General features: G+C 58.0%; 21 protein-coding genes and 1 pseudogene. 8 read left to right on the top strand and 14 right to left on the bottom strand.

Annotated features, from left to right (window positions below):
* Window positions 1–197 precede the first annotated feature (197 nt).
* A complete protein-coding gene (locus tag N554_RS0127735; RefSeq protein WP_029586461.1) occupies window positions 198–1736 on the top strand; it encodes a L,D-transpeptidase in 1539 nt (512 codons plus the stop codon).
* A gap of 179 nt (window positions 1737–1915) precedes the next feature.
* Here N554_RS0127735 and N554_RS40415 read toward each other — a convergent pair whose 3' ends face one another.
* Together N554_RS40415 and N554_RS0127745 are read right to left on the bottom strand one after the other, a co-directional pair.
* Window positions 1916–2080, bottom strand: a complete 165-nt coding sequence (locus tag N554_RS40415) for a hypothetical protein (RefSeq protein ID WP_156042139.1) — start codon at window positions 2078–2080, stop codon at window positions 1916–1918.
* 93 nt (window positions 2081–2173) lie between these two features.
* Window positions 2174–2530 (bottom strand): hypothetical protein, encoded by a 357-nt coding sequence (locus N554_RS0127745; protein WP_029586462.1) that lies wholly within the window; start codon window positions 2528–2530, stop codon window positions 2174–2176.
* A gap of 251 nt (window positions 2531–2781) precedes the next feature.
* On the opposite strand from N554_RS0127745, the gene N554_RS40420 reads away from it, so the two are divergent.
* A complete protein-coding gene (locus N554_RS40420; protein ID WP_156042140.1) occupies window positions 2782–2949 on the top strand; it encodes a hypothetical protein in 168 nt (55 codons plus the stop codon).
* Window positions 2950–3685: 736 nt separating this feature from the next.
* Window positions 3686–4486, top strand: coding sequence for an AMP nucleosidase (locus N554_RS0127755; RefSeq protein WP_029586463.1), 801 nt, complete (start codon window positions 3686–3688; stop codon window positions 4484–4486).
* 231 nt (window positions 4487–4717) lie between these two features.
* On the opposite strand, the gene N554_RS0127760 is transcribed toward N554_RS0127755, so the two are convergent.
* Window positions 4718–5251 (bottom strand): hypothetical protein, encoded by a 534-nt coding sequence (locus N554_RS0127760; protein ID WP_156042141.1) that lies wholly within the window; start codon window positions 5249–5251, stop codon window positions 4718–4720.
* A 554-nt stretch (window positions 5252–5805) separates the two neighbouring features.
* Here N554_RS0127760 and N554_RS0127765 point away from each other — a divergent pair.
* Entirely contained in the window at window positions 5806–6336 is a 531-nt protein-coding gene (locus N554_RS0127765; RefSeq protein ID WP_051677754.1) for a DUF2380 domain-containing protein, read from the top strand.
* 348 nt (window positions 6337–6684) lie between these two features.
* Here the strand turns inward: N554_RS0127765 and N554_RS0127775 are convergent, their stop codons facing one another.
* Window positions 6685–7365 (bottom strand): HAD hydrolase-like protein, encoded by a 681-nt coding sequence (locus tag N554_RS0127775; RefSeq protein WP_029586466.1) that lies wholly within the window; start codon window positions 7363–7365, stop codon window positions 6685–6687.
* 313 nt (window positions 7366–7678) lie between these two features.
* Window positions 7679–9640, bottom strand: a complete 1962-nt coding sequence (locus tag N554_RS0127780) for a putative bifunctional diguanylate cyclase/phosphodiesterase (protein ID WP_029586467.1) — start codon at window positions 9638–9640, stop codon at window positions 7679–7681.
* A 171-nt stretch (window positions 9641–9811) separates the two neighbouring features.
* Here N554_RS0127780 and N554_RS40425 point away from each other — a divergent pair, with 171 nt between their 5' ends.
* Window positions 9812–9955 (top strand): hypothetical protein, encoded by a 144-nt coding sequence (locus N554_RS40425; RefSeq protein WP_156042142.1) that lies wholly within the window; start codon window positions 9812–9814, stop codon window positions 9953–9955.
* A gap of 526 nt (window positions 9956–10481) precedes the next feature.
* Window positions 10482–10844 (top strand): hypothetical protein, encoded by a 363-nt coding sequence (locus tag N554_RS36515; protein ID WP_036054326.1) that lies wholly within the window; start codon window positions 10482–10484, stop codon window positions 10842–10844.
* Between the two features lie 444 nt (window positions 10845–11288).
* On the opposite strand, the gene N554_RS40430 is transcribed toward N554_RS36515, so the two are convergent.
* Complete coding sequence (locus tag N554_RS40430) at window positions 11289–11525, bottom strand: hypothetical protein (protein WP_371259530.1); 237 nt, start codon at window positions 11523–11525, stop codon at window positions 11289–11291.
* A gap of 712 nt (window positions 11526–12237) precedes the next feature.
* Here N554_RS40430 and N554_RS0127800 point away from each other — a divergent pair.
* Window positions 12238–12456 carry a hypothetical protein gene (locus tag N554_RS0127800; RefSeq protein ID WP_156042143.1) on the top strand — a complete coding sequence of 73 codons (219 nt, stop codon included), beginning with the start codon at window positions 12238–12240 and terminating at the stop codon, window positions 12454–12456.
* 359 nt (window positions 12457–12815) lie between these two features.
* Here N554_RS0127800 and N554_RS0127805 read toward each other — a convergent pair whose 3' ends face one another.
* From N554_RS0127805 to N554_RS0127850, 8 genes are all read right to left on the bottom strand, one after another.
* Entirely contained in the window at window positions 12816–13061 is a 246-nt protein-coding gene (locus N554_RS0127805; RefSeq protein ID WP_029586470.1) for a hypothetical protein, read from the bottom strand.
* A 962-nt stretch (window positions 13062–14023) separates the two neighbouring features.
* The gene (locus N554_RS40435; RefSeq protein ID WP_156042144.1) at window positions 14024–14284 is read right to left on the bottom strand and encodes a hypothetical protein; all 261 of its coding nucleotides are present in this window, start codon (window positions 14282–14284) and stop codon (window positions 14024–14026) included.
* Window positions 14285–14456: 172 nt separating this feature from the next.
* A complete protein-coding gene (locus N554_RS0127815) occupies window positions 14457–14789 on the bottom strand; it encodes a helix-turn-helix domain-containing protein (RefSeq protein WP_051677755.1) in 333 nt (110 codons plus the stop codon).
* A gap of 1479 nt (window positions 14790–16268) precedes the next feature.
* On the bottom strand, window positions 16269–16604 hold the full coding sequence (locus N554_RS0127825; RefSeq protein ID WP_156042145.1) for a hypothetical protein: 336 nt from the start codon (window positions 16602–16604) through the stop codon (window positions 16269–16271).
* Window positions 16605–17470: 866 nt separating this feature from the next.
* Complete coding sequence (locus N554_RS0127835; RefSeq protein ID WP_081851442.1) at window positions 17471–18055, bottom strand: FUSC family protein; 585 nt, start codon at window positions 18053–18055, stop codon at window positions 17471–17473.
* 229 nt (window positions 18056–18284) lie between these two features.
* Complete coding sequence (locus N554_RS0127840) at window positions 18285–18521, bottom strand: hypothetical protein (RefSeq protein ID WP_029586475.1); 237 nt, start codon at window positions 18519–18521, stop codon at window positions 18285–18287.
* Window positions 18522–18561: 40 nt separating this feature from the next.
* Window positions 18562–19146 carry a DUF1097 domain-containing protein gene (locus N554_RS0127845; protein WP_197033779.1) on the bottom strand — a complete coding sequence of 195 codons (585 nt, stop codon included), beginning with the start codon at window positions 19144–19146 and terminating at the stop codon, window positions 18562–18564.
* Between the two features lie 51 nt (window positions 19147–19197).
* Window positions 19198–20370, bottom strand: a complete 1173-nt coding sequence (locus N554_RS0127850; RefSeq protein WP_036054329.1) for an alpha/beta hydrolase family protein — start codon at window positions 20368–20370, stop codon at window positions 19198–19200.
* Window positions 20371–20781: 411 nt separating this feature from the next.
* Here N554_RS0127850 and N554_RS41540 point away from each other — a divergent pair.
* A pseudogene (locus N554_RS41540) lies at window positions 20782–21035 on the top strand (IS30 family transposase); the annotation flags it as partial.

Consider the following 21035-nt stretch of genomic DNA (forward strand, 5'->3'; position numbering starts at 1 on the left):
AGGCTACATCGATCGGCGATCGCAGCTTGTTTCGTCCTTTCGCGGAAAATTAGTCGCTCGGCATTTTGGGACTTTTGCAACAAAATCTGCCAAAAGGCGACATCGGGTCGGTCTAGCCGTGTCGGGGTGAGTCAAATAAGCTGGTCGCCGATCTTGATCGACGCAAGCGTGGACAGGCATTTCAACCGGGGTGCGGCATGGCAAATCGATTTACGATGGCGCAATCCACCGCGGCGATGCGGCGTTGGGGGCCTCCTGCCATTGTGACGCTCGCGGCGATGGCCGCACTGACGGCGCTGACCGCCGACGCCGCGGCGATGCAGGCGCGCCCCGCGCCACCCACCGAGGCGACGGCGCCGCGCGATGCAGGCGAGCCGATCATGGCGATCGTGTCGATCAAGACCCAGCAGGTCACTTTCTACGACGCCGAGGGCTGGATTCTGCGCGCGCCGGTGTCGACCGGCACCACGGGACGCGAGACGCCAGCCGGCGTCTTCGCCGTCCTCGAGAAGGACAAGGACCACCACTCGACCCTCTATGACGATGCCTGGATGCCGAACATGCAGCGCATCACATGGAACGGCATCGCGCTGCACGGCGGGCCGCTGCCCGGATATGCGGCCTCGCACGGCTGCGTGCGGATGCCCTACGGCTTTGCCGAGAACCTGTTCGACAAGACGTGGATCGGGATGCGGGTGATCATCTCGCCGAACGACGCCGAGCCGGTCGAGTTCTCCCATCCGGCGCTGTTCGTGCCGAACCGGGAGGCCATCGCGGCCGCGCCGGCCAAGGCCGAGGCGCTCGCCCGCGAGGCCGAGGAGGCCGCCAAGACGGCCGACGAGGCGAAGAAAGCCGCCGCGACAGCGAAGCGCGAGACGGCGTCGCTGACGGCGTCGCTGCGCAAGCTGGAGGCGCTCAAGACCCGCGCCGACGCCGAGCTCGCGTTCGCCGACAAGGCGCTCGCCGCCGCCAAGAAAGACGAGGCCAAGGCGCGGGCCGAGGACCTCAAGCAAAAGGCCGCCGCCAAGGCCGCGGACCTGGGGACGCAGCTCGACACCGCCAAGGCCGACGCGAAGTCGAAGCTCGACGCCGCCGCCGCCGCAAAGGACGCCGCCAAGGCGGCCGAGACAAGGAAGGCCGACGCCGCCAAGGCGGCGAGCGAGGCGAAGCTCGCGCTCGAGCCGGTCTCGGTTTACATCAGCCGCGCGACGCAGAAGCTTTACGTGCGGCGCAACACGCATAAGCCGTGGGCGGACGGGGGCGAGGTGTTCGATGCGACCCTTGAGGTTCCGATCTCGATCCGCAATCCCGACAAGCGGATCGGCACGCATGTGTTCACGGCGATGGCGCGCAACGACGCGGGCCTGCGCTGGACCGCGGTTACGATCGACAACGGGGACGACGCCAAGGACGCGCTCGACCGCATCACCATCCCGCAGGATGTGCTCCATCGCATCGCGCCGACCGCATTGCCGCGATCCTCGATCATCGTCTCGGACGAGCCGTTAAGCCGCGAGACCAACTATCGCACCGAATTCGTCGCGGTGCTGAACAACCAGCCCCAGGGCGGCTTCGTGACGCGCCGGCCTAGCGTCGATGTCCCCGTTGCGAGCGGCAACGACTGGGGCAACGACGGCTTCGGCTTCTTTTTCCAGCGCAATTGGAACTCCCAACCTGGTAATACACGTCCGCGCGCCGGCCAATACAATCAACCGATGCAACAGCGCTGGTGGTAAGACGCGGCACGCCGCGCGCAGGCCGCACGGTCGCTCAGGGTCAAAAGCGCCGTTTTGACCGCCTGCCGCTCCGGCATCCCAAGAACGGACATCGCCCCCGCTGCCGGCGCCACCGTCCACCCGCGCGGGTTTGACCATCAACGTTCGGATGCACGTCCAGGCTCGCCCAGCGACCCCAATCATTTGACGCTGTCGTCCAGCAGCGTCCAGGCTTTGACCTTGAGCCCCCGAGCAATGCGCGCAATGTTGTCGATCGAGACATTGCGTTCGGACCCGCGGCCTATGGTGAAGCTGGAACGTTGCTGGCCGTGGCTCGAGCGACGTGGATTGCAGTCGACCGCCAAGTGCAGCTCGGCCGCGCCTGAAGCGTGTGCGGTTGGCGGCTACCGCAATGCCGGGCAATCGTTCCACGCCACGTTAGTTTAGTAATCCTGATTTCAAGCTGTCTTGGCGAACAACTTCAGGACGCCGTCGGCGATGCTGACAGCAACGACTTGCGACGAACTCAGGCCCTTGGCCTTAAGCGCGGATGCCGCCTCCGGTGTCCCGTCAATAGACTTCCGAAGTGACTGAATATCTTCCTCGCTTGCCTGCGCGACGATCTCATCGACCTTCGAGCGCACCTCCGGTTTCAGGTCCTTGACGTCGACGACCTGTATGCTCTCTATGACCGTGCTGGACTGTGCAGGCGGTGTCTGTGCCTCGGATTGCGATGGCGCTCCTTGTGCCTGCACGAAAGCCGGCGTCCCTAGGGAGAGGGCCGCAATAATGACGGATGCCGTAACGATGCGCATGCGCACTCCTTTTCAGTTTGAATAGCTAAGATTTTCAGTTTGAATAGCTAAGAGACTCTATCGACGAACTTTGGTTAGCGTCTGATTCTGTTGTGGCCGTTCGGTGAAACCAATGCGGCTGCAATGCGCACGCTGACACAGGGGGATCGCTGTCGGCCGCGCACTCACCACTCTGACACCGAATTTAATGGGATCGGCGGATTGCTAACCTACATCGGGGACGGCCCGCGTTTGTCCAATAGGAGAAGATGATGCCTGTATTGTTATTTTGGCCAGTCCCTGCGGCGACAATTGTCGGCGGCTATTACTTAGTGACCGCTGCCAAGGTTATGGATGTCGCGCTTGCTCTTGCTATTCCGACTAAGATGCCGTCGGATCGGCGACGGAACTTCAAGGTAATTCAGGGCGGTCGCGCCTAACTCAGCAAGACGCCGGAAAGCTCTTTGCCTTGTCGGCCCGCACTGCGAGCGCACGCGCGCCGCTGGCTTAATAGCTGGTCGGCTGGAAGCGCGCCGTCACCATCGTCTTGCCGTCGTTAGTCGGCTCGACGTTGTAGGTGGTCGAGAAATCGGTCGCGTTTGGAAACCGCCGCGAGACGGCAATCTTGTCATCTTTTTTAGTAGGTGCGGCACGGCTTCGAAGCTAAATACGAGACTATCCCGAGCAAGGGTTAGCAAAACCAACGGCAGATCGTGCATAGAGTTCGATGTTTCGTCGAGGTCGCGAGCGGCCGGATTGGCTACGCGATGACCGCAGCCGTTCTGACCGACGCATTTAGCGTTGCCGACGCCATTCTTGCCGATCCAGAATTTGTCTCCCTTCTGAAGGCGGTTTTGGGCGATCGCCGCCGGGTTCCTCCGGAGGGCTATCTGTCCCTAACCTTAGCGGAACGGTGTTGGTTCCGCGGTCACCTAGAAAAAGACGCCACTCGGGATAGCCACGAACGGAAGCGCCTTATTCGCGAGCGCATTGCCAGCGAAGAAGCGCGGACTCAACTCGGGCATCGCGCCGAGTCCGAAAACCTTCACATTAGTGGAAGTCAGCGAACGTGCGCTTCAAGCCACCTTTTTCGATCACATGTAAAGATTTAGGATGAAACTCGCGTAGTTCGCCGGGCTTCGAATGTATGGGCGCAACTTCACGTGGGAGCAGAAAATGAAAGAGAAAAAGGAGATCGTAGAAAACTGGCTACCTCGTTACACAGGCACGCCGCTTGATGAATTCGGAGAACATGTTCTCTTGACGAACTTCGGCGATTACGTCGCATGGTTCGCCGCCCACCACGACGTATCGATCAAAGGCGCGGATCGACCGATGCCCAACGTGACTGCCGATGGCATTACCTTGATAAATTTCGGCATGGGAAGTCCGAATGCGGCGACCGTGATGGATCTACTAAGCGCCATTTCCCCAAAAGCCGCTCTATTTCTTGGCAAATGTGGCGGTCTGAAACGTAAAAATCAAACGGGCGATCTGATTTTACCGATTGCAGCTATTCGCGGCGAAGGCACTTCGAACGACTACCTACCGCCGGACGTACCGGCGCTGCCCGCATTTCAACTGCAACGCGCGGTGTCAACAGTGATCCGTGACTTGGGTCACGACTATTGGACAGGCACCGTGTACACAACCAACCGTCGTGTCTGGGAACACGATGATGGCTTTAAGGAGCAGTTGCGTCGCACACGGAGCATGGCGATCGACATGGAGACTGCGACGATCTTTGCCGCGGGATTTGCCAACCACATTCCAACCGGCGCGCTGCTCCTCGTGTCCGATCAGCCAATGATCCCCGAGGGCGTGAAGACCGAAGCGTCGGATCGCACAGTGACCGCGAACTACGTCGAAACGCATATCAAGGTCGGGATGGAGGCCCTCAAGCTTGTGCGGCGTCATGGCCGCAGCGTGAAGCATTTGCGCTTCGAAAGCGATTTCGACGGGCCGCATGACCCGTAAGTGATGGGGCGCACGGGCGAGCAGCGTTGCCGAATGGTCGGGGTCGAAACCGACATGTCTGCCCAAATGGGCCTTGTCCGCTTTGCCCCGATGAACGGACCTCGCCGAGCATGATTGCCGAGTCCGTTTGGTGCCAATGAGCGACATCCCGGCCTTGACTTGATATGAAGCAGGCAGCGACCGAGGCTGCCTAGCGCATATTCGAAATAATTGGGGAGCTACGCTTCTGGCTCACTCACCAGTTTTCTCCCAAACTTCAAAGGACGTTCGGCCAGCTCTTGCAACCCACTGACGTCCTAATGGCCGCTCGCCAGGGACGCTGATTTTGCTCGAGACCACCAGCCTTTCCGGCTTCGCGCAAAAGGGCCTGTTTAACTTTAGATAAAAGTCGAAACCGTCGATTTCGATGCAACGAATCTTTCCGCTCTTAACGAGACCGATTGCTCCGCTGAAATGACTGCCTGCGCCGCAGCAACTGTTCTCGATACCGCATCCTTCGAGGGACTGCGTGAATACATCGCCCAGTCTCTTGGACTCTGAAAGGAATTCGCTACGATAAGCTAGTTGATGGTTGGTCTGGTTGAAGCAGATGCAGTCGGCTCTTCCGACGGCCTCCGTCGCTTTCGAATCGCGGCCTAACACCATCAGCTCGAAGTCGCGACGCAGTTTATCGTCTAAGCTTGGCCAAAGAGAACATGCGCCTCCAATCGAGCCTAGAACGGCAAACGTCAACGCAGTAGCCGCAAGACTCTTTCCACGCCACATCAACCTACTTCCAAGCTGAGTGTTCTCCACCGGTAACTCAGTCTGCACAAAGCCCGCCGCACTGAAATGCCTTGAACACGAGCGGACTTTCTCAAGAGGTTGCTTTGGACCGAATCGGAAGAAGGATATCGCGTCGAGGCCGGATGCATGTCGTTGCCCATCGGGCGACCGATACGATCATTGGTTAAAGAAACGGTTCGCTGAACACCGGACGTTGTCTGGAATAAGTTAATGACAATCTAACCCAGAATACTCAAGCGTAACCTATCCGCCGATGTCCGAGTTGGGTCGTCACCAACGGACCTGGGGGCGTTCAACAGAGACTTCCGCTTTTGCCCCGCGAACGGACATCGTCAGTCAGTCGGACCACTTCCGTAAAGTGCCACAAGCTGACTATGCGCTGGCGATCTCTGATGTTGTGGTCAAAGCCGCTTTGGACATCGGCGCGACTTGGTCCTAACGACGGTGCCGGATAGCGGTGGGAATGCAGCAATTGATGCTTGGAAAGGGTTATAGTCGCACCGCAATTCAGCCACGGAGATCGAGCCATCGCCATGCGCCACGCCTCCCTATTGCACGCTCTTGCCACAGCCGGTCTGTTCCTGGGATCCAGCCTCATCGCAGATGCATCCGCCGCGACCGCCGGCCACGCCTTGGCCGTCTCCGTCGACGATTTCAAATATATCGACACGTCGAACGAGCCCACCGATCAGACGGCCGTGCACCAAAAGCAACTGCGGGCTTTCATGACCGCGCTGCGGGACGACGTCACGGCACACCGGCGTTTTGAGCTGGTGCCCTCCTCCTGCGCACCAAATTGTCCGACCGAGGGACCCGCGTTGGTCGATCGGCTGCGCGCGGCGTCACAGGCCGGCACGCAGATCCTGATCATCGGCATCGTTCAGAAGAGCAGCACGCTGGTGCAGCTGGTGTGGACTGCTGCCATCGATACAACGACCCAGCGCGTCGTGTTCAAGAAGTTCTTCACGTTCCGCGGTGACAATGACGAGGCATGGCAGCGGGCGGAGCGCTTCGTATCGGAGGAGGTCCGCGAACGACTGCTTGAAAGCAGATCGCAGCAATAGGCGGCGCCCGGCGCGCCGTCACTTCACGCGGCGCGCCGTCTTCTTCATTGGCGCATTCATTGGCCCGGCCAATCCGACGGCCTGTGCCGCGCCCCCGTTGAGTTGCGCCACGATCTGTTCCGGAGTCTCCTTCACCGCCTGGTTTTGCCCATTGGGTGAGATCGACGATCGCCTTGGCCGCGGGCGGCGCGTCGCCGCTGGAAGCCTGTTGTCTGCAATGGGTCAAACTGAGAAGAACTCAGTGTGAGCAAATGTCTTCCGGGTTACCCCTGAAAGCGGACACTGCTCAATACAGTCGGCATGTCTCAAAGGTGCCAATAGCGATCGTCTCGATTGCAATTGGGAGGCCTAGGTCAAGGGCCGCTTTCCACTAACCATCGCGAGAACTGTGCAAGCGAGATCAACAGTTGATTCCACCAATTGATCTGCGCCAGCGCCTTCTAGTTCATCTCGGGTACCATAGCCCCAGAGTACTCCAAGACCGCGCATTCCAACCGCATGGGCGCCAGAGATGTCGTAGCGGCGGTCCCCGACCATCAAACTGCGCGTGGGTGTAATATTATGCTCCGACAAGATATGGGCGAGCAGCTCAGGCTTGTGGTCCAGCTCTCCGCCCGGCACCGAGCCGTGGATGCCATCGAAATATGCCGCAAGCTCCAAATGCTCCAGGATACGACGCGCGAATGCCTCCCGCTTCGATGTTGCCAAATATAGTCGCAATCCTCCTTGCTGCATCTCTCTTAGAGAATTGCCTATTCCCGGGTCGGGCTCGCTTCCGAGAAGGCCGCTTTCACCGTAGTGCTGACGAAAGGCCAATACTGCCTCAGCAATCCTGTCGTCCCCATATGGCTGCAGCATGAATCGCATCACGTCCTCGAGCGGCGGCCCGATGACCCGCTTGATGTCGAGGATTTCGTTCGGCTCGTGTCCAAGAGTGCGCAGCGCCGCGAGGCAACTTGCCAAAATGCCGGGCTGCGAATCAATCAGGGTGCCGTCGAGATCGAGAAGAACAGAGCAAGGCGGGGCCATGGCTTCAGCATAGTGATCGCAGCCAAGCGAGTAAATGTTCGACTGATTCGAAGTCCGCTATGGGTCTTGGTTGTGTGAAAGCGGACATCGCGGCATCGCCCCGCAGTGCCGCGCCGCTCTCATTGTTGGCCGCCGCCGGGAGATGAAGCCGTTTTATCCTCCCTTTTGACGAAGGTGGCGGGGCAATCGCGATCTTACCAACTCGTATTTCGTTCATTTTTCCGCGAGCTTTCTCGCCTTTGCTTACCGAACCAACGTCCGCTACGATTATCGTCCACCCAAGCATCCCGTTTGCCCGGTGCCATGCCATTTATTAGGCCGCATGCTCCGCTTTCCGGCTTCCTTGGTCCAGCAAGGCGAAGACCTGGTCGGACAAAACTGGCCGCCCAATGAGATATCCCTGGACTTCAACGCAATTTGTCTGGCGCAGGTACGCAAGCTGCTCCTTCGTTTCCACACCTTCTGCGACGACGCCGATCCCCAAATCCTGAGCCAGCCCAATGACCGATTTCACGATGGCCGCGCAATCCGGTTGGGTCAGCATGTCGCGGACAAAGGACTGATCGATCTTGATTCGGCTGAAAGGCAATTTGCGCAGATAAGTCAACGACGAATAACCTGTTCCAAAGTCGTCAAGTGCGACCGTGACTCCTAATTGCAGCAATGACTTCAGTACGGAGGAGGCTGATCCATATTTCGAGATCAGCATCGACTCAGTCATCTCGATTTCGAAACGCCTCGGGGAAATACCGGCCTCAGCGAGAGCGCGGACAACTGTCTGCAGAACATTTGCATTCTCAAACTGGACCGCTGAGAAATTGACGGCAATCCTGACGTCTTCAGGCCAATGCGACAGCGTCGCGCAGGCGCGTCGGATAACCCATTCGCCGATCGAATGGATCAGCCCGCTTTCCTCGGCAATTGGAATGAATTCAGCTGGTGGAACCAATCCGCGCACGGGGTGCCGCCAGCGCAGCAATGCCTCGAAGCCGGTTACGCGATTCTCGCGAAGGTCCAAAAACGGCTGGTAGACGAGAAAAAACTCGTTCCGTTCAATCGCTGCTTCCAGATCATGCTGCAACGCTCGGCGTTCGTGAGTCGATGCGTCGTCGCCTGGCTCAAAGAAACGGATCGTTCCGGGTCCTGCTTTCTTTGCGCGATAGAGCGCGACATCGACATGCTTCAGGAGGTCATTGGCTGTGCTGCCGTCACGCGGAGCAAGCACAATTCCGATGCTGGTGGCGCCGGTGATTTCCCGTTCATCGATGCGGAAAGGATCTGCAAAGACAGCAACAATCCGCTCGGCGAGTTCAAGTGCCTCTTCCGACTTGGTCAGATTTGTAGCGATCAGTGCAAATTCGTCACCGCCTATGCGCGCGATAGTATCCTCCTCTCGTGTGCACCGTCGCAGCCGCGTCGCAACCTGGATGAGGAATTCGTCGCCCGCCGGGTGACCAAACTGGTCGTTCACCTCCTTGAAGTGATCGAGGTCAAGCAGAAGAATGGCAAATTTCTCGCCGCAGCGAGCTAGTCGGCTCAAGCCACGTTCAAGGCTTTCGTCGAAGGCAAAACGGTTTGGAAGATGCGTGAGCGAGTCCTGGCGGACAGCCTTATCGGCTTCAAGCTGGGCAATCAGGCGTCGCGTAAATTCAAAGGAATAGGAAAATACGCCGCGCAGAAGGACGCATGCATACACCACGACCAAAATTGCGACGAGAAAGTAGACAAAATCGCCGCCTCTGCCGATACAGATCGCTGTGCCGACAAAGATGGGAGCGGTGAAAGCAATCGCCGCCACCGGAATTGTGGCGAAGGTGAGTGCTCCGCCCGCCAGCATCCCGGCACACAGGCATGTCATCACCAGTTGTCCGCCGTTCGCGGCGTTTGCAAAGAAACCCACCGGAACGATCGCCCAGGCTCCGCCAAGAATGAAGGCATTTCGCACGAGCCGATGGATGGACTTACGGGACACAAATTGAGGCTTCGCCACCCGCCGCGACGCCCGCGCCTTCACTCCAAGAAACGTCGCCCCGCAAACCACGGTGGCAGCCCATAAAGCTGCAATCATCCCATCGGGCGAATTCCACAGGGCCATTGCGAGCACTGTCGCATTGCAGGCATTGGCCAGCATTATGCCCAGTGAATGGCGCAGCACGAGAGCGATCTGTTCGGCTCGAATGTAGCCTGCAACCAATTCTTCCGTCGTCGGACCGCCAAAGGCGGCTAGATCGCCGGCGAATAGCTTCGAGAAATAAGATCTCAGACACTCTCGCATTCCGGACTCCACACGATGGCTCCAAGAGCTGACGCCAACGCAGCAAAGTCTCTGAAATTCTTTGAGGAAATATGAAATGTGGCGTCTCGGTCGCGCATTCGCGACGATCGCAGCGCGAGAGCGGTTCCATTCCGTGGCTTGGATAACAAACGCTAACCGGGAGACGGATAAATGACTCTGTTTCCAGGCTCAAACTCAGACAGACCATTCCATTTTCTCTCGTCGGGTCTGATCCTGAACTGGCTGGTCGCGGAGAAGGGTACCGCGCCACATACTCCGGTGATCGACAAGTCGAAGAAGATCGCACCCCTCTGACGACAGCAATAATCGCCAGCGAAATGCCCACTGCGATCAGTCCGGATTCGATGGCGGCGGATTCCTCGGCGAAAAACTTTTTGAGAATGCTCTTCTACTGTACCTCCCGAGAGGTTGTGTTGGCGTGGCCAAATAATGGAAACCTAAGGCCGCACCGGTTCAGTTTGCGATACATGATCGTTCGATCGCTGTGCGACATACACTTTCGTCCACCAGCGAGGCCGCAAAGAACCCCCCGCTCAGGGCGGGTCTGCGCTCAATGCGCCGTTTCACGGTTTAGAGGGGCGGTAGAAGGCGTTAATCGAACTCGCCTTAAAGGCGTGGCCGATATGAAAGAGGCCGCCAATTGAAGCGGCCTACTTCATTTTCTTTAAATTTTTAGTCGCCTTGTTAGGATTAACGATACTCAAATTTCACGGGGAAATTTCCAGACCATCTTGCTATTCCTGATGCCGCTTACCGGACCACCATGGCTTCTCGCGACGAAAGAAAACGGTCGGGTTGGCGTTCTGATTGGGAATATATCATGATCATCGTTTTGGTTGCCTTGGCCGCGAGCGCTTTACTCGGCCTGGCGACCGGCTTGGTGTTTCGGGTGTGGGCAAATGCGATAGTTGCGCCGCTCATCGCATTTGTTTCAGCTATTGCTCTCGCCTCTCATGGCTTCAAATTTTCAGAGGGTGTGCTCGTTACCGTCGCATGTCTTTTCATCAGCCAGGTTGCCTGCTTGGCCGGTGTGTTTCTGGAGTCCCGCGCCGGCATTGCGAACTTTCTAGCGGACGATGTGTTCGATGATGAGCCAGGCGATAATCGCGAGCACGACATCGCCGGCGAGCAAGAGGAGGAGCGCCGCGAGCATCCATCGCGGTCCCCTCCGCCTGAGACGTGATACCTTTGAGCGCTGCGATGACCGGCGCAACCACGCACCGCGACGGGGCCTCCTGTCGATCAAGCGACCTGCCGTATCCCTTTGGGTCACCGAGAGGTTCATTATAGGACACTTTCCTTGCTGATCTCTGGTCTTTGAGGATCTTCAGCAAAGGTAGTGCCACCATGATCAGCGTTCGCGCGCGCCTACCGGGGTCGGCGGCTATCTGCTTCTCAGAATAAACATCTTTCAGCGTGCCGGGCGGCAAGCGCCGCCCCTTTGGCTTTCCCCTCTGAAATCTTGAGGATGTAATCACCCCTGAGCGCCTTGTTGGTTTGCCGAATTGACGGGCCGCAACATCGCAGTCGGCGTCGATCTCTGACAGCAAAGGCCGTCCACCGCTTGCTCCTGCGGTGGCGGCTTTTTGCTGCCGGCATCCCGACGAGGAGCGGTGAGGGCGCCGGTTCACGGCGGCGGGTTTTGCTTTGGACTGACGGGCGCTGAAGCGGGGGGCTTTTTCTTTGTGGCCTGCGTGTGCGCCGCAAATTTGGCGCCGATATCACTGCCGTTGATCCACCCCAGCTGGCAGCGGCGGTAAACTGAGCCATTAGATGAGAGCACCAGGAAAAATTCATCCAGGTTTAGATCCGCAAGCGTCTCATCAATTGTTAGGCGGGCTCCGGTTTCAGATATGTCCGCCATTGTTCAGCTACGGCGCCATGTGCCGTCAATGCCCATAATGTGAGCCTTGATGCCCTTCTCGAAAAACACGCGTGTTTCCGGGCGACGGCCTGAATCGGTCAAGGTGTTCTCCCAGTGCCGCCGGATTAAAGCTCTGGCTGATTGTCTACTTGCCTGAACGCGACGCCGAGCCGGTTCTCTCTCCGCCATATGACGCGGCAATGCCGGCTCATCTGCTCGGTCTCCATGATCAGCGTGAATTGTGGGGAAGCCGTGATCAACAGTACGGTCTAGGAAGTGGCTAAACATGATGCGGCTCCCGGGCGATCTGAACCGCCCGTGGTAATGGGCCCCGCCTCATTTCGGATTACAAATATACAACAGATTTTATTGATGTCCGGCCCATCTGCAGTTGGGAAAGTCCACCCGCGGGCAGCTAGAATTTTATCGATCTCAGTAGAGGAACCGAAACGACGTCAATCGAAACGAAAGGCGATTAGCAAACCACCAACATTTCGCCACTAAGCATCGCATCACGAGACAGGGGGCGCCAATGATCAACATGCGTGCGGAATTTCGCCTGCAGCGACTGATCGGTTATTCGAGGTGGTTAGCTGCGGCCTTAACCTTGCGCAGGGCCATTAGCTAGATGGACAAACGACGGCTCCATCGGACCAAGGTCCGCCATTCCGGGAAGGTGTTCGTTCGCGGGAAAACCCTGCATGATTGCACGGTGAACAACGTCACGGGACTTGGTGTCTGCATCGAGTTTGCTTTTTCAATTGCGGAACTGCCGGAGACTGTGGATTTCAGCTTCGACAACTTCCGCACCATACACAGCTGTAAAATCATCTGGCGGGAAGGTAACCTCGCGGGCGTTGCTTTTGAAAGGCCGCTTTGGCCCTCATTGGCAGTTGATGTCAGAAGGGCCAAACTGAGGGTGGTGAAATAGCGCTATTTAGTATGGTCGGTGATGTGGCCTGCTCGTTAAGCTCGGCAGTTAAACCTGATCCAACTGGAGCAAGGCACGGAGTACGATCTGTGTGTTTTAACCGGAGATGATAGAGGGGAGACGTTTGGCCCGTTCGAGACGGCCTTGGACGGCTTGGCAAAAGTGCGAGCCCCAGCTCAGTGAGCCGATTTATGGTGTGCTCGGAACCACGATACGATCCCAAATGGTTCCGGCGATGGAAGCTATGGGGATACAGTATCCACAGGAAAGTAAGCCCTCGCTTTAGAAGATGCGGTGGCTCGACGGGCGTCTGGTGCAAGCCGCCATGGCCTCAGTGGCCCGCGGCGCAAGATCGCGGATTAATGCGGCGCTTGCCATCGCCTGTAACCGCCGGACGGATGCATCGTAAGCCAGCCGTGCGCGATAGCGGCTTTAACCGCCGCGCCATATTCCTCGTAGCTGCCACCGGCATTCCGAAATTGCGTGTTGATGACGGCGCCCGACAGGCGACCGGCGTGATCGGCTTCGACCGCGTTCGCCAGCTCAAGCAGTTTGCGCTCGGCAGCCTCGGGCGCAGGGAAGGGGCGTTCCTCTTTGAATTTCACTTTCCATGCTTCCTGTCGTATCTGGCGAGCGCCTCCGCGCCGGGCCTCGGCATATCGATCAGAACGCAGAGTCGCTATAGCTGATCGGAACAGCTAACAGGTGATCCGCCTGTTCTTCTGCAAATGCGATAGCGCCAAGGTTCTTGGAAGTTGCCGCCCCACATTCCAAGGGTCGCGCGCTTCGCTTCCGACTGCGCTGGCGCGTATGCACCCTTCGAGTTTGGGGCCAGTCGAGCGCTAGCCCGTTCTTGACCAGCCATTCCGCAAGATCGATACCGGAAACCGTACAGACCGCAACGGCGCGCTTGTATTGGTCGCCAGTAGCGTCTCACCGCGGACTTTGTAACTCACTCCGGCTAGGGCGCTAGCTAAACCCGCCGACTCCACCCGGCGGGCTTTTTTTGCCACGAAGTTCGCCTATACCGATTCGGCCATTCCGGAGGGGGAATCCCATGGTCTGGTAGCGGCCCGACGTATGTCGACCAGCATGCGTCGGGACGCTTCCTAAAGTGATGGCCCGGGCCGCTGAAAATCGGTCGCCAAACCTTCGCGAGCCCTCAACTCGATCGTTGGCCAGTTCTGTCGAAAGAACTTCGTCGCGTCGTCAATGTTAGGAGCTTGCACTCTAACGCTGCAAGCCTGCCTACCGCCCCCGCTCGATATTTGAAAATGAAATGTGTAGTGCGTCGTCTCTAAATCTTCATTGATCGGCTGACCATCGCGGCGCATTCGGTGTCCCCCTGCATTGCGTCAATGTGGGACACTCTACGTCTGCAAAATGGATTTTCGTGCGGCGCGATTGTGGCGTTGTAGGCCGAGGCCCCTTTAAGCCCTTCGGTGAAACCAATGCGGCTGCAATAAGCACGCTCAAGACACGCGCCGGTTCACGCCGGGCGCAATGGCGCTGGTGGGCTGGACATGAAAGAGGCCGCAAACTGAGGCGGCCTCTCCGTGTGTGGGTTTTAATACCAGCCGCGATGCCGACCGCGCGACCAGCCATAGTGATGGCCGCGACCCCGCCCCCATCCATAATGATGACCGCGGCCGCCGCGATGCCCCCACCCATGACCACCGCCATGACCATGACCGCCCTTTACAAGGATGATTGAACTGTCAGTGTCGGTTAGGGCATTGGGGTTCGCACCCGGCATTGCGAATGCGGTTCCTGCCGCAGCAAGGCTGCCGAGTGCAGCAAGTCCAACAAGCGCAAATTTGAGTTTCACGGTCTCCTCCTGTGGAATCTAGAGCATGTCACACAGTAAGAAGCTCAATGTGAACAAGGGATGAGCGAAACGAACCCGCCTTGTAGGGGCTCGCCTTACGTCCGGACGAAGATCGGTGAGCGCGAAGGCAGGGGCTACGGGCGGGGACGCTCAGGGCGACGCCAGCTTGGACTTATCGTGCGAGCATCTGCGCGAGATCGGCAACTGCGCAGCGCAAGTTGTCGTTTTTTAGGCTGAGGAAAGCGTCGATCAACCGACGACCATGTAACGAGAGCGCAAGCTGGGTCAGCGCTGGCGTTTCGATCTCGCTGCCGCGCTTGGTCTTTGGTATCTCGTCGTAAAAATATCCAGTGTCGACGTCGAGGATTTTAGCCAACGTCACCATCAAGGCGGCGCTTATCCGATTGGTGCCCTTTTCATATTTCTGAATCTGTTGGAACGAGACGCCCAGCGATTTACCTAGACTGTCTTGGGTCATTTTCAGCATGACGCGCCGCGCGCGCAGCCTGTCACCGAAATATTATCGATAGGTCCCGTGCTCCGCGTCGTGGCCCGCTGGATAACTTGCTTGGCTCGTTTGCTGCTCATAGACTGCCCCCCGCGTTGCTTGGTTTCCGGCCCCAGTGCCCTACACAATACACGGCGGCGCTCAAGAAAGAAGTCCTCGAAGGCTCGCAGTCAAAATCCCCGCAATACGAGGCGCAACTTCAATTCTCGGTTGGCTGCAATGGTATTGGACAATCTACCGGCAGTCGCCGCCTGATGGTGGCACGCATCGCCGCCGTCAGCAGCCAAATGAAACCCGCCCGGCTGGGATCGTCGAGCGGGCTCGTCCCTGAATGGTGAAGCTGACGCCAGAGCGCGAGATCACGCCTTTGCGTTCATCCGAATGAAAAGAGAAGGTCAAACACGCCCAACAGCAAAGAAAGAACTGATCACCGTTGAACGCTCGACTCTCTGGGCGAACCCAGTAAGCTGGCAGCATTAAAGACAGTCAATTTTCAGGGGTATAGGCATGCAATCGCGGCGCTTTTTGAATTGGTGGTTTCGCATATGGGCTTCGGGTCGGTTCTTTGAGAAATTCTCAAACTGGCGGGCGGCGCGTAAAACCTCGAAATCGAAGACGACTTCCTAAAAAAGATCGTCGTTACTCCTGTAGCTTTGATCGGATTGGCGGTTTGGACGATGCTTAGCCACGTCGCACAAAGAGAAGACTGCCTCAACAATTGCGAGACCGATTTCTCAGCCAGTCATCGATAGCGGTCGGACCTTCGCGCGACAGAGTGCTTTACTAAGTCGCCGGAGCGCTGCCGAACAGGGCCGGAACTATTGTTAACGTTTCATCTATACCCTGCGAACCGCCCCGAAACGGTTCCCCGAACCGCGACCATTGGTAACGCCAATGCAAACTATCGAAATTACCGATCCGTTAGAGGCCCGACGTTGCCGCTATGCCCAATACCGGGGCGAAAGGGCGAGATTGATGTTGAATGGATTGCCGGTCACCGGGATGGTCCGATCAGTTAAGGAAGATAAGTCCAGCACTCCCGCGCGGTGGACCGTCACGGTGGTACCTAAGCCGGACATCGCAGCCTAACCGATAGGGTGAGGTTCGATGAATTATCAAGTCTTACCGCTACTACGGCGGCGGGCGAGTACCGGTCCTGCGCTTCCTTTACAAGATGCGTTATGCTGTAGGTCTTGCCTTAGAGAAAATCCCGCAACCGAGCAAGTTCAACGATGTGTTCCGCCGACAAAATCGCGCTAACTAAGCCAGACTGCGGAGCAGTGTGGATCTCATACAAATGATGTTGAAATTTGGGCTGAGACATAAACTTCCGGATACACTCATCGAGAGTGCCGTCGATTATCAAGTAAGGACGTGCGCCGAGTGATGCGCTAACGCGTTGGTTCTTGAGTGAAGGCCACTTTCGGAGAGTTGCAGGACCATCAAAATTGATTTGAACATCAGTATCTTCCATCCTTAGCGCTTCGCTTTCTTTTTCTTAGACATCCGCCGGGCTATTGTTTCAGTTTTCTTCGCAACTTTCTTCGGCGGGGCAGCGGCCATCCCTACAATTTGCTCGACGTACTTTTGCCGTTCACGAGCAGTCCGATCGTCGGATTTTGGGTCAATGTGGCTCGGCAGCGAGACGTTCTCCGTAGCCTCTGGAACGTGGACTTGCTCGTTCGTCGTCCCTGCAACGTGCTCGGCATCAGGCTCGATGGCAGCGTCCGCTGCCTTGAGCGTGATTTCCTCTACGACATCGTTGATCTTGTCGGCGGCCTGCTCAATGACCGGTTTTTCTTTGTCATCCATGGCGTCCTCCAAAGCTCAATTCTGAGGCTAGTCTCACTTAAGAATAGGGCAACATGCAAAAGGGTCCGGGAACTCGACCGTATTTATTTATACGAGTGTGAAACGGGACTTAGATCGAAACCCGAAGGCAATGCCTAAATGGCCAAGCGCAAACAGACGAGACCCAACGCTGAGAAGCCCAAGGTCAAGGGTTGAATATCTGGACGACGGCGTGAGGATCGAAATTCAGATCACCGGGGCGGATGCGGATACACGAGTGAGCGGCCCGATCTGATTAACACGGGGCTTTAGCAGTCGTTCCGGCGACACTCAATGATAAAGCACGGCCCCGCCTTGGGGTGTAGTGCAAGGTGAGACGGGTGCCGTGCCGGGCCGCCGGGGTAAGCGGCCCGACTAATCAAGCGGGGCTTGTTAAAGTCGTTCCTGCTGCGATCCCTAAAATGTCCGATCCCGAACCATCACCCTGCGCGCCGCCGTGATCGGCGGCCACACTCGCGCTGTCACCAATTCGTGACACGCTAATCGAAGGCTTCAGCCACTTCGTTACCTCCATGACTGCTCCGATTGCTTCCGGCTGGAGCGATTGCCGGGTGGGATTTTCACCCACTGGAAAGCGCCGCCTTTGCACGGCGCACGCCAAAGTCAGACATTGCGCCCTGCCATTAGGTTGCTTCGTCGGGGCGGCCAAGGCGCGTGAGCGGCACGGTGACGCCAAGTGCTTTCACGGTTTGAGGTTGATGCGCAACTCGATGTTGGTTGCTTGCTCGGCCGGGAGGTTCGCTGAATTTTCATCCGACGATGCGGCAGGCGTCGAGAAGATCACGCCGAGCGCCCAGCATCTGACTTGATTGGCGATCGAAGCTCAATCAAGCTTTGACCGCGCTCCGCACGCGACTTAAGGATCCGCGCTCCCCAAGGCGTAGCAGCGCGCCGACCGCCAAGCTGATTGCACCGCCAATGGCAATATCTTCGAGCCGGAGGAGCCCGGAAGGCGTCTGTTGCGGTAAGAGAATGCAAAACAGCACCACCGCGAACAGAGTGAATGCCGCTTGTCCGGCCATGAGGCCGACAGCGCTAGCCGCGTAAGTCGAACCAAAGACGACAAAGGGCAAGATGAGCCAATACCAAGCCCAGTGTGGTCCGATGATCGCCACCACGATTGCGCTGACCAAAAAACCGATCAAGGTCCCTGCCTGTTCTTGCCAGAATGTACGAACCTCCAATGCTCCGCTGGCGCTCAGGACGGGAAGCACGCCGAGCACCACCCAGAATGCATGCTCCACCTTGAGAAGCCGCGTGAGCAGAACGGCGAAACCCAGCGCCAATCCGGAACGGACGGCACTTTCCCTCCAGTTCGAACGATCGGTGGGCAGGACGTGGTTCGCAGTGACGTCGCGAGAACTCGCTCCGTCGCCTGTCGCACTGCTGTTTTGGAGTGGAATCCAGATCAAGAATCACGCCGGTTGCGCGATGATGCCGGCGATCAGCCAGCCCGCAGATAGACAAACACGTAGCTGGCTGGAGCTGGCACAGCCACTGCGAGCATGAACGCCAGGAGCAACGCTCTCCGAATAGCTGCAATGCGGCCACTGGTCAGCGGAGGGACTTCTGACAAAAATCCCACCGCAATCGCTCCACTTACGGCGAGCCACGCGCTTCCCGAAGCAAGAGTGCCGAGGCTCACAATGATCGCGCCCAAAGCGGTGAGCATTGCAGATTGAACAAACCTGACTTTCCCGCCGTATCATAGTTGACCAGCACCTGATGCGCGAAAGTCCCGAGTACCGCAAAACCGGCCAGTTCGGGTTGCTTGAAGACAATCAGTGCTAATGCGAAAAGCGACGGGACCACGATCGCTGCCCGTACGGATCGGGCCAGGCCCGCAAGGCTCCGTTGATGGGCATTGACCGCTTTCATTCGAAACTAACCTCAAAAGTCCCGGTGCGCCTATCATGTTTCAACGCGCCTTCAGACTATTGCCATCTTCAACCGGTGAGCCATCGAGGCGAAGGGCCCGGGCCGGCGCGACGTGGGTCTTGCCCGCAGCGAGCACGCTCGCCATCCAACCCTGCGCAATGCCAAGACCGGTTCCGATCAGCAAAGAGAGCGGCACCGCTACGATCGCGTTTTTCCAGTTGAGACCCGTCATCGCGTTGATCGTGAATGCCCCGGGTACGAGGCTAAGATAAGCGAACGTTGACGCGAAGCCGTAAAACGTGGCGGGGACGATACTGAGGATTGGTCCTGCCGACGCCAAGACGTTCAGGAATGCGGCGATGCCAACGGTGACGGCGGTTGCAAGCGATGCGCTGAGTGGCAGTATGCCGGCAGCGACGACCGCCCATGCCATAACGACGCCGAAGACGAGAGCGGCCGAGCTTCGCAGCGCCGCCTGCAGAGTAGCTCCCGAGTGGTCGTGGCTCGCCCACCCGATGAATGCTGCCCAAACAAAGAGCGCAGGCATGGCCGAGAACGCGAGGACAGAAGCCGCGGCGACAAGCGCCGCGGCCAGTGCTGCTGCTGCCAAGGGTGACAGGTTCATTTCGATCACCATTTTGCAACGACGTGGTCGCTGTCAGTTCAAGATCCGCTGTCAAGCTGCGATGCTGGTGACTTGCGTGCCTTCGCCGACCGGCATACCGGGGTAGAAGCTTGCGAGCCAGTGGACGATCGCGTGACGCGCGACCGCCGAGTTGCCGAGCTGGCAATGCTGCTCCGCTTCCTCGCGCGCCGTGAATATCCGCGTCGTCACGGACCGGGCGCAGACGAGCTCGCGCATGGTCCGATGGACCCAGCCGATATCGAACAGATGATCCTGCTCGCCTTCAGTCAGCAGGATATCCTGCTTGACGTTGTGCAGAATTCCATCGAGCGAATGCTTCGCAATCTCCGTGAGGAAGTCGAACGGCGTCTTGGTGCCGGTAATATGCATCCCTTGGACAATGCACCATTCAAACACGGAGCTTGGCAGGCGCTCTTCGCCCACGACGGCCTCGGTGCCCTTGCGGTCGCCGGCCTTAAACCGCGAGATCAGCTCCTGGGCCTTCCCCGGCCGCATTTGCTTCAGCGTCATGTCGAGACCCGAATACGACGTGGGCATCGAGATGATATGCTTGATACGAGGTTCGAACGCAGCCGCGCGAATCGACATGTAGCCGCCGCAAGAGGCACCGAGCCAATCCACAGCGTCAAGCTTGAAGTAATCGATCGCCGCCTTGGCTGGCTTTTCCCAGGCGTGATCCATATAGATTCCTTGCCGCAGGGCACCGCCCTGGCCAGGCCCGTCGAAGGCGATGACGGTAATTCCAAGCTCGGTCAGCGGAAGAAGGAAGTTATAGAACTCCTCGACGAACGAATCGTATCCGCCGGTGAAGACGAAGGTGCTGCGTTCTTTGCCCTTTGCCTGGAGTCTGAAGCCCGGCAGATGTCCGCCGGGATACGGAATTGCGATGCGCTCGTAACCAGCAACATCTTTCATTCCGAGAGTCCAGTTTCGCGCAAAGTCGTCGTAGAGCCCGTTGCGCACGTCGCCGGCCGGCAGATAGAACTCCGCGCCGTGATAGTAAGAGGCGGCGTCCAGATAACGCTTCTCGGCTTCCGCCTTTTTGGCGACCTCAAGCCAGACCGTGTACCAGGAATCATAATCCTTGATACGCGGCGCAATGGCACTCAGCTCTTTGAGGCGCGCCGGTGACGTGCCGTCAAGCAGCGGCCGGTTGAACGTGTAGTTCATGCCCACATCAGGCAGCATGTGCAGGAATGGCATAACGTGTCTCCGTTAGCTTAGGGTGTATTTACGAACGCGAGCGTTGCGCCAGGGAAAGCGTTGATGCCAGATCATATCCTGTGAATGCCGCGTTGCCTGAAATGCAACATCCGGGTACGCGCAAGCACTGTCCGCAGCACGTCCGCAGCGGTTCGAGATAAGCGCTGGCTGTGATTGATCGCTGTGAAGGCTGTGGTCGCACATCTGAACTTCCCGGTTGGGAAAGTTCCCTCAGCCAGCTCAAAGTTTACCCCTTTTTGGCTTACGCAGCGGATCAACAAAATGCGAGCTGACATTCAAAGCGCGCGCTGCCGCTTCTCCTTGCTTCAGATCAACGAATGTCGGCTTGGGGTGGCGGGCTCAATTGGTCAGCGCAACACTCTAATCTTTTAGCAAAGATGGAGTGTGGGCATGAAACAGCGACGTCGCATTTATTACTCGACCGCTCAGCGGTCTGAGATCTGGGATCGCTGGCAGGCCGGCGAGCCGATGAGTTCGATCGGACGCCGATTTGACCGGGAGTCCTCGTCGGTCTTCTCTGTGATCTCGCCAACCGGTGGCATACGTCCTCCGGATCGGCACCGTGCCAAACAGGCGCTCGGCCTTTCTGAACGAGAGGAAATCTCTCGATGGCTCAGCATGCGCTGCTCGTTGCGGTCGATCGC

Source organism: Bradyrhizobium sp. URHD0069 (assembly GCF_000701345.1).
Classification (GTDB): domain Bacteria; phylum Pseudomonadota; class Alphaproteobacteria; order Rhizobiales; family Xanthobacteraceae; genus Bradyrhizobium.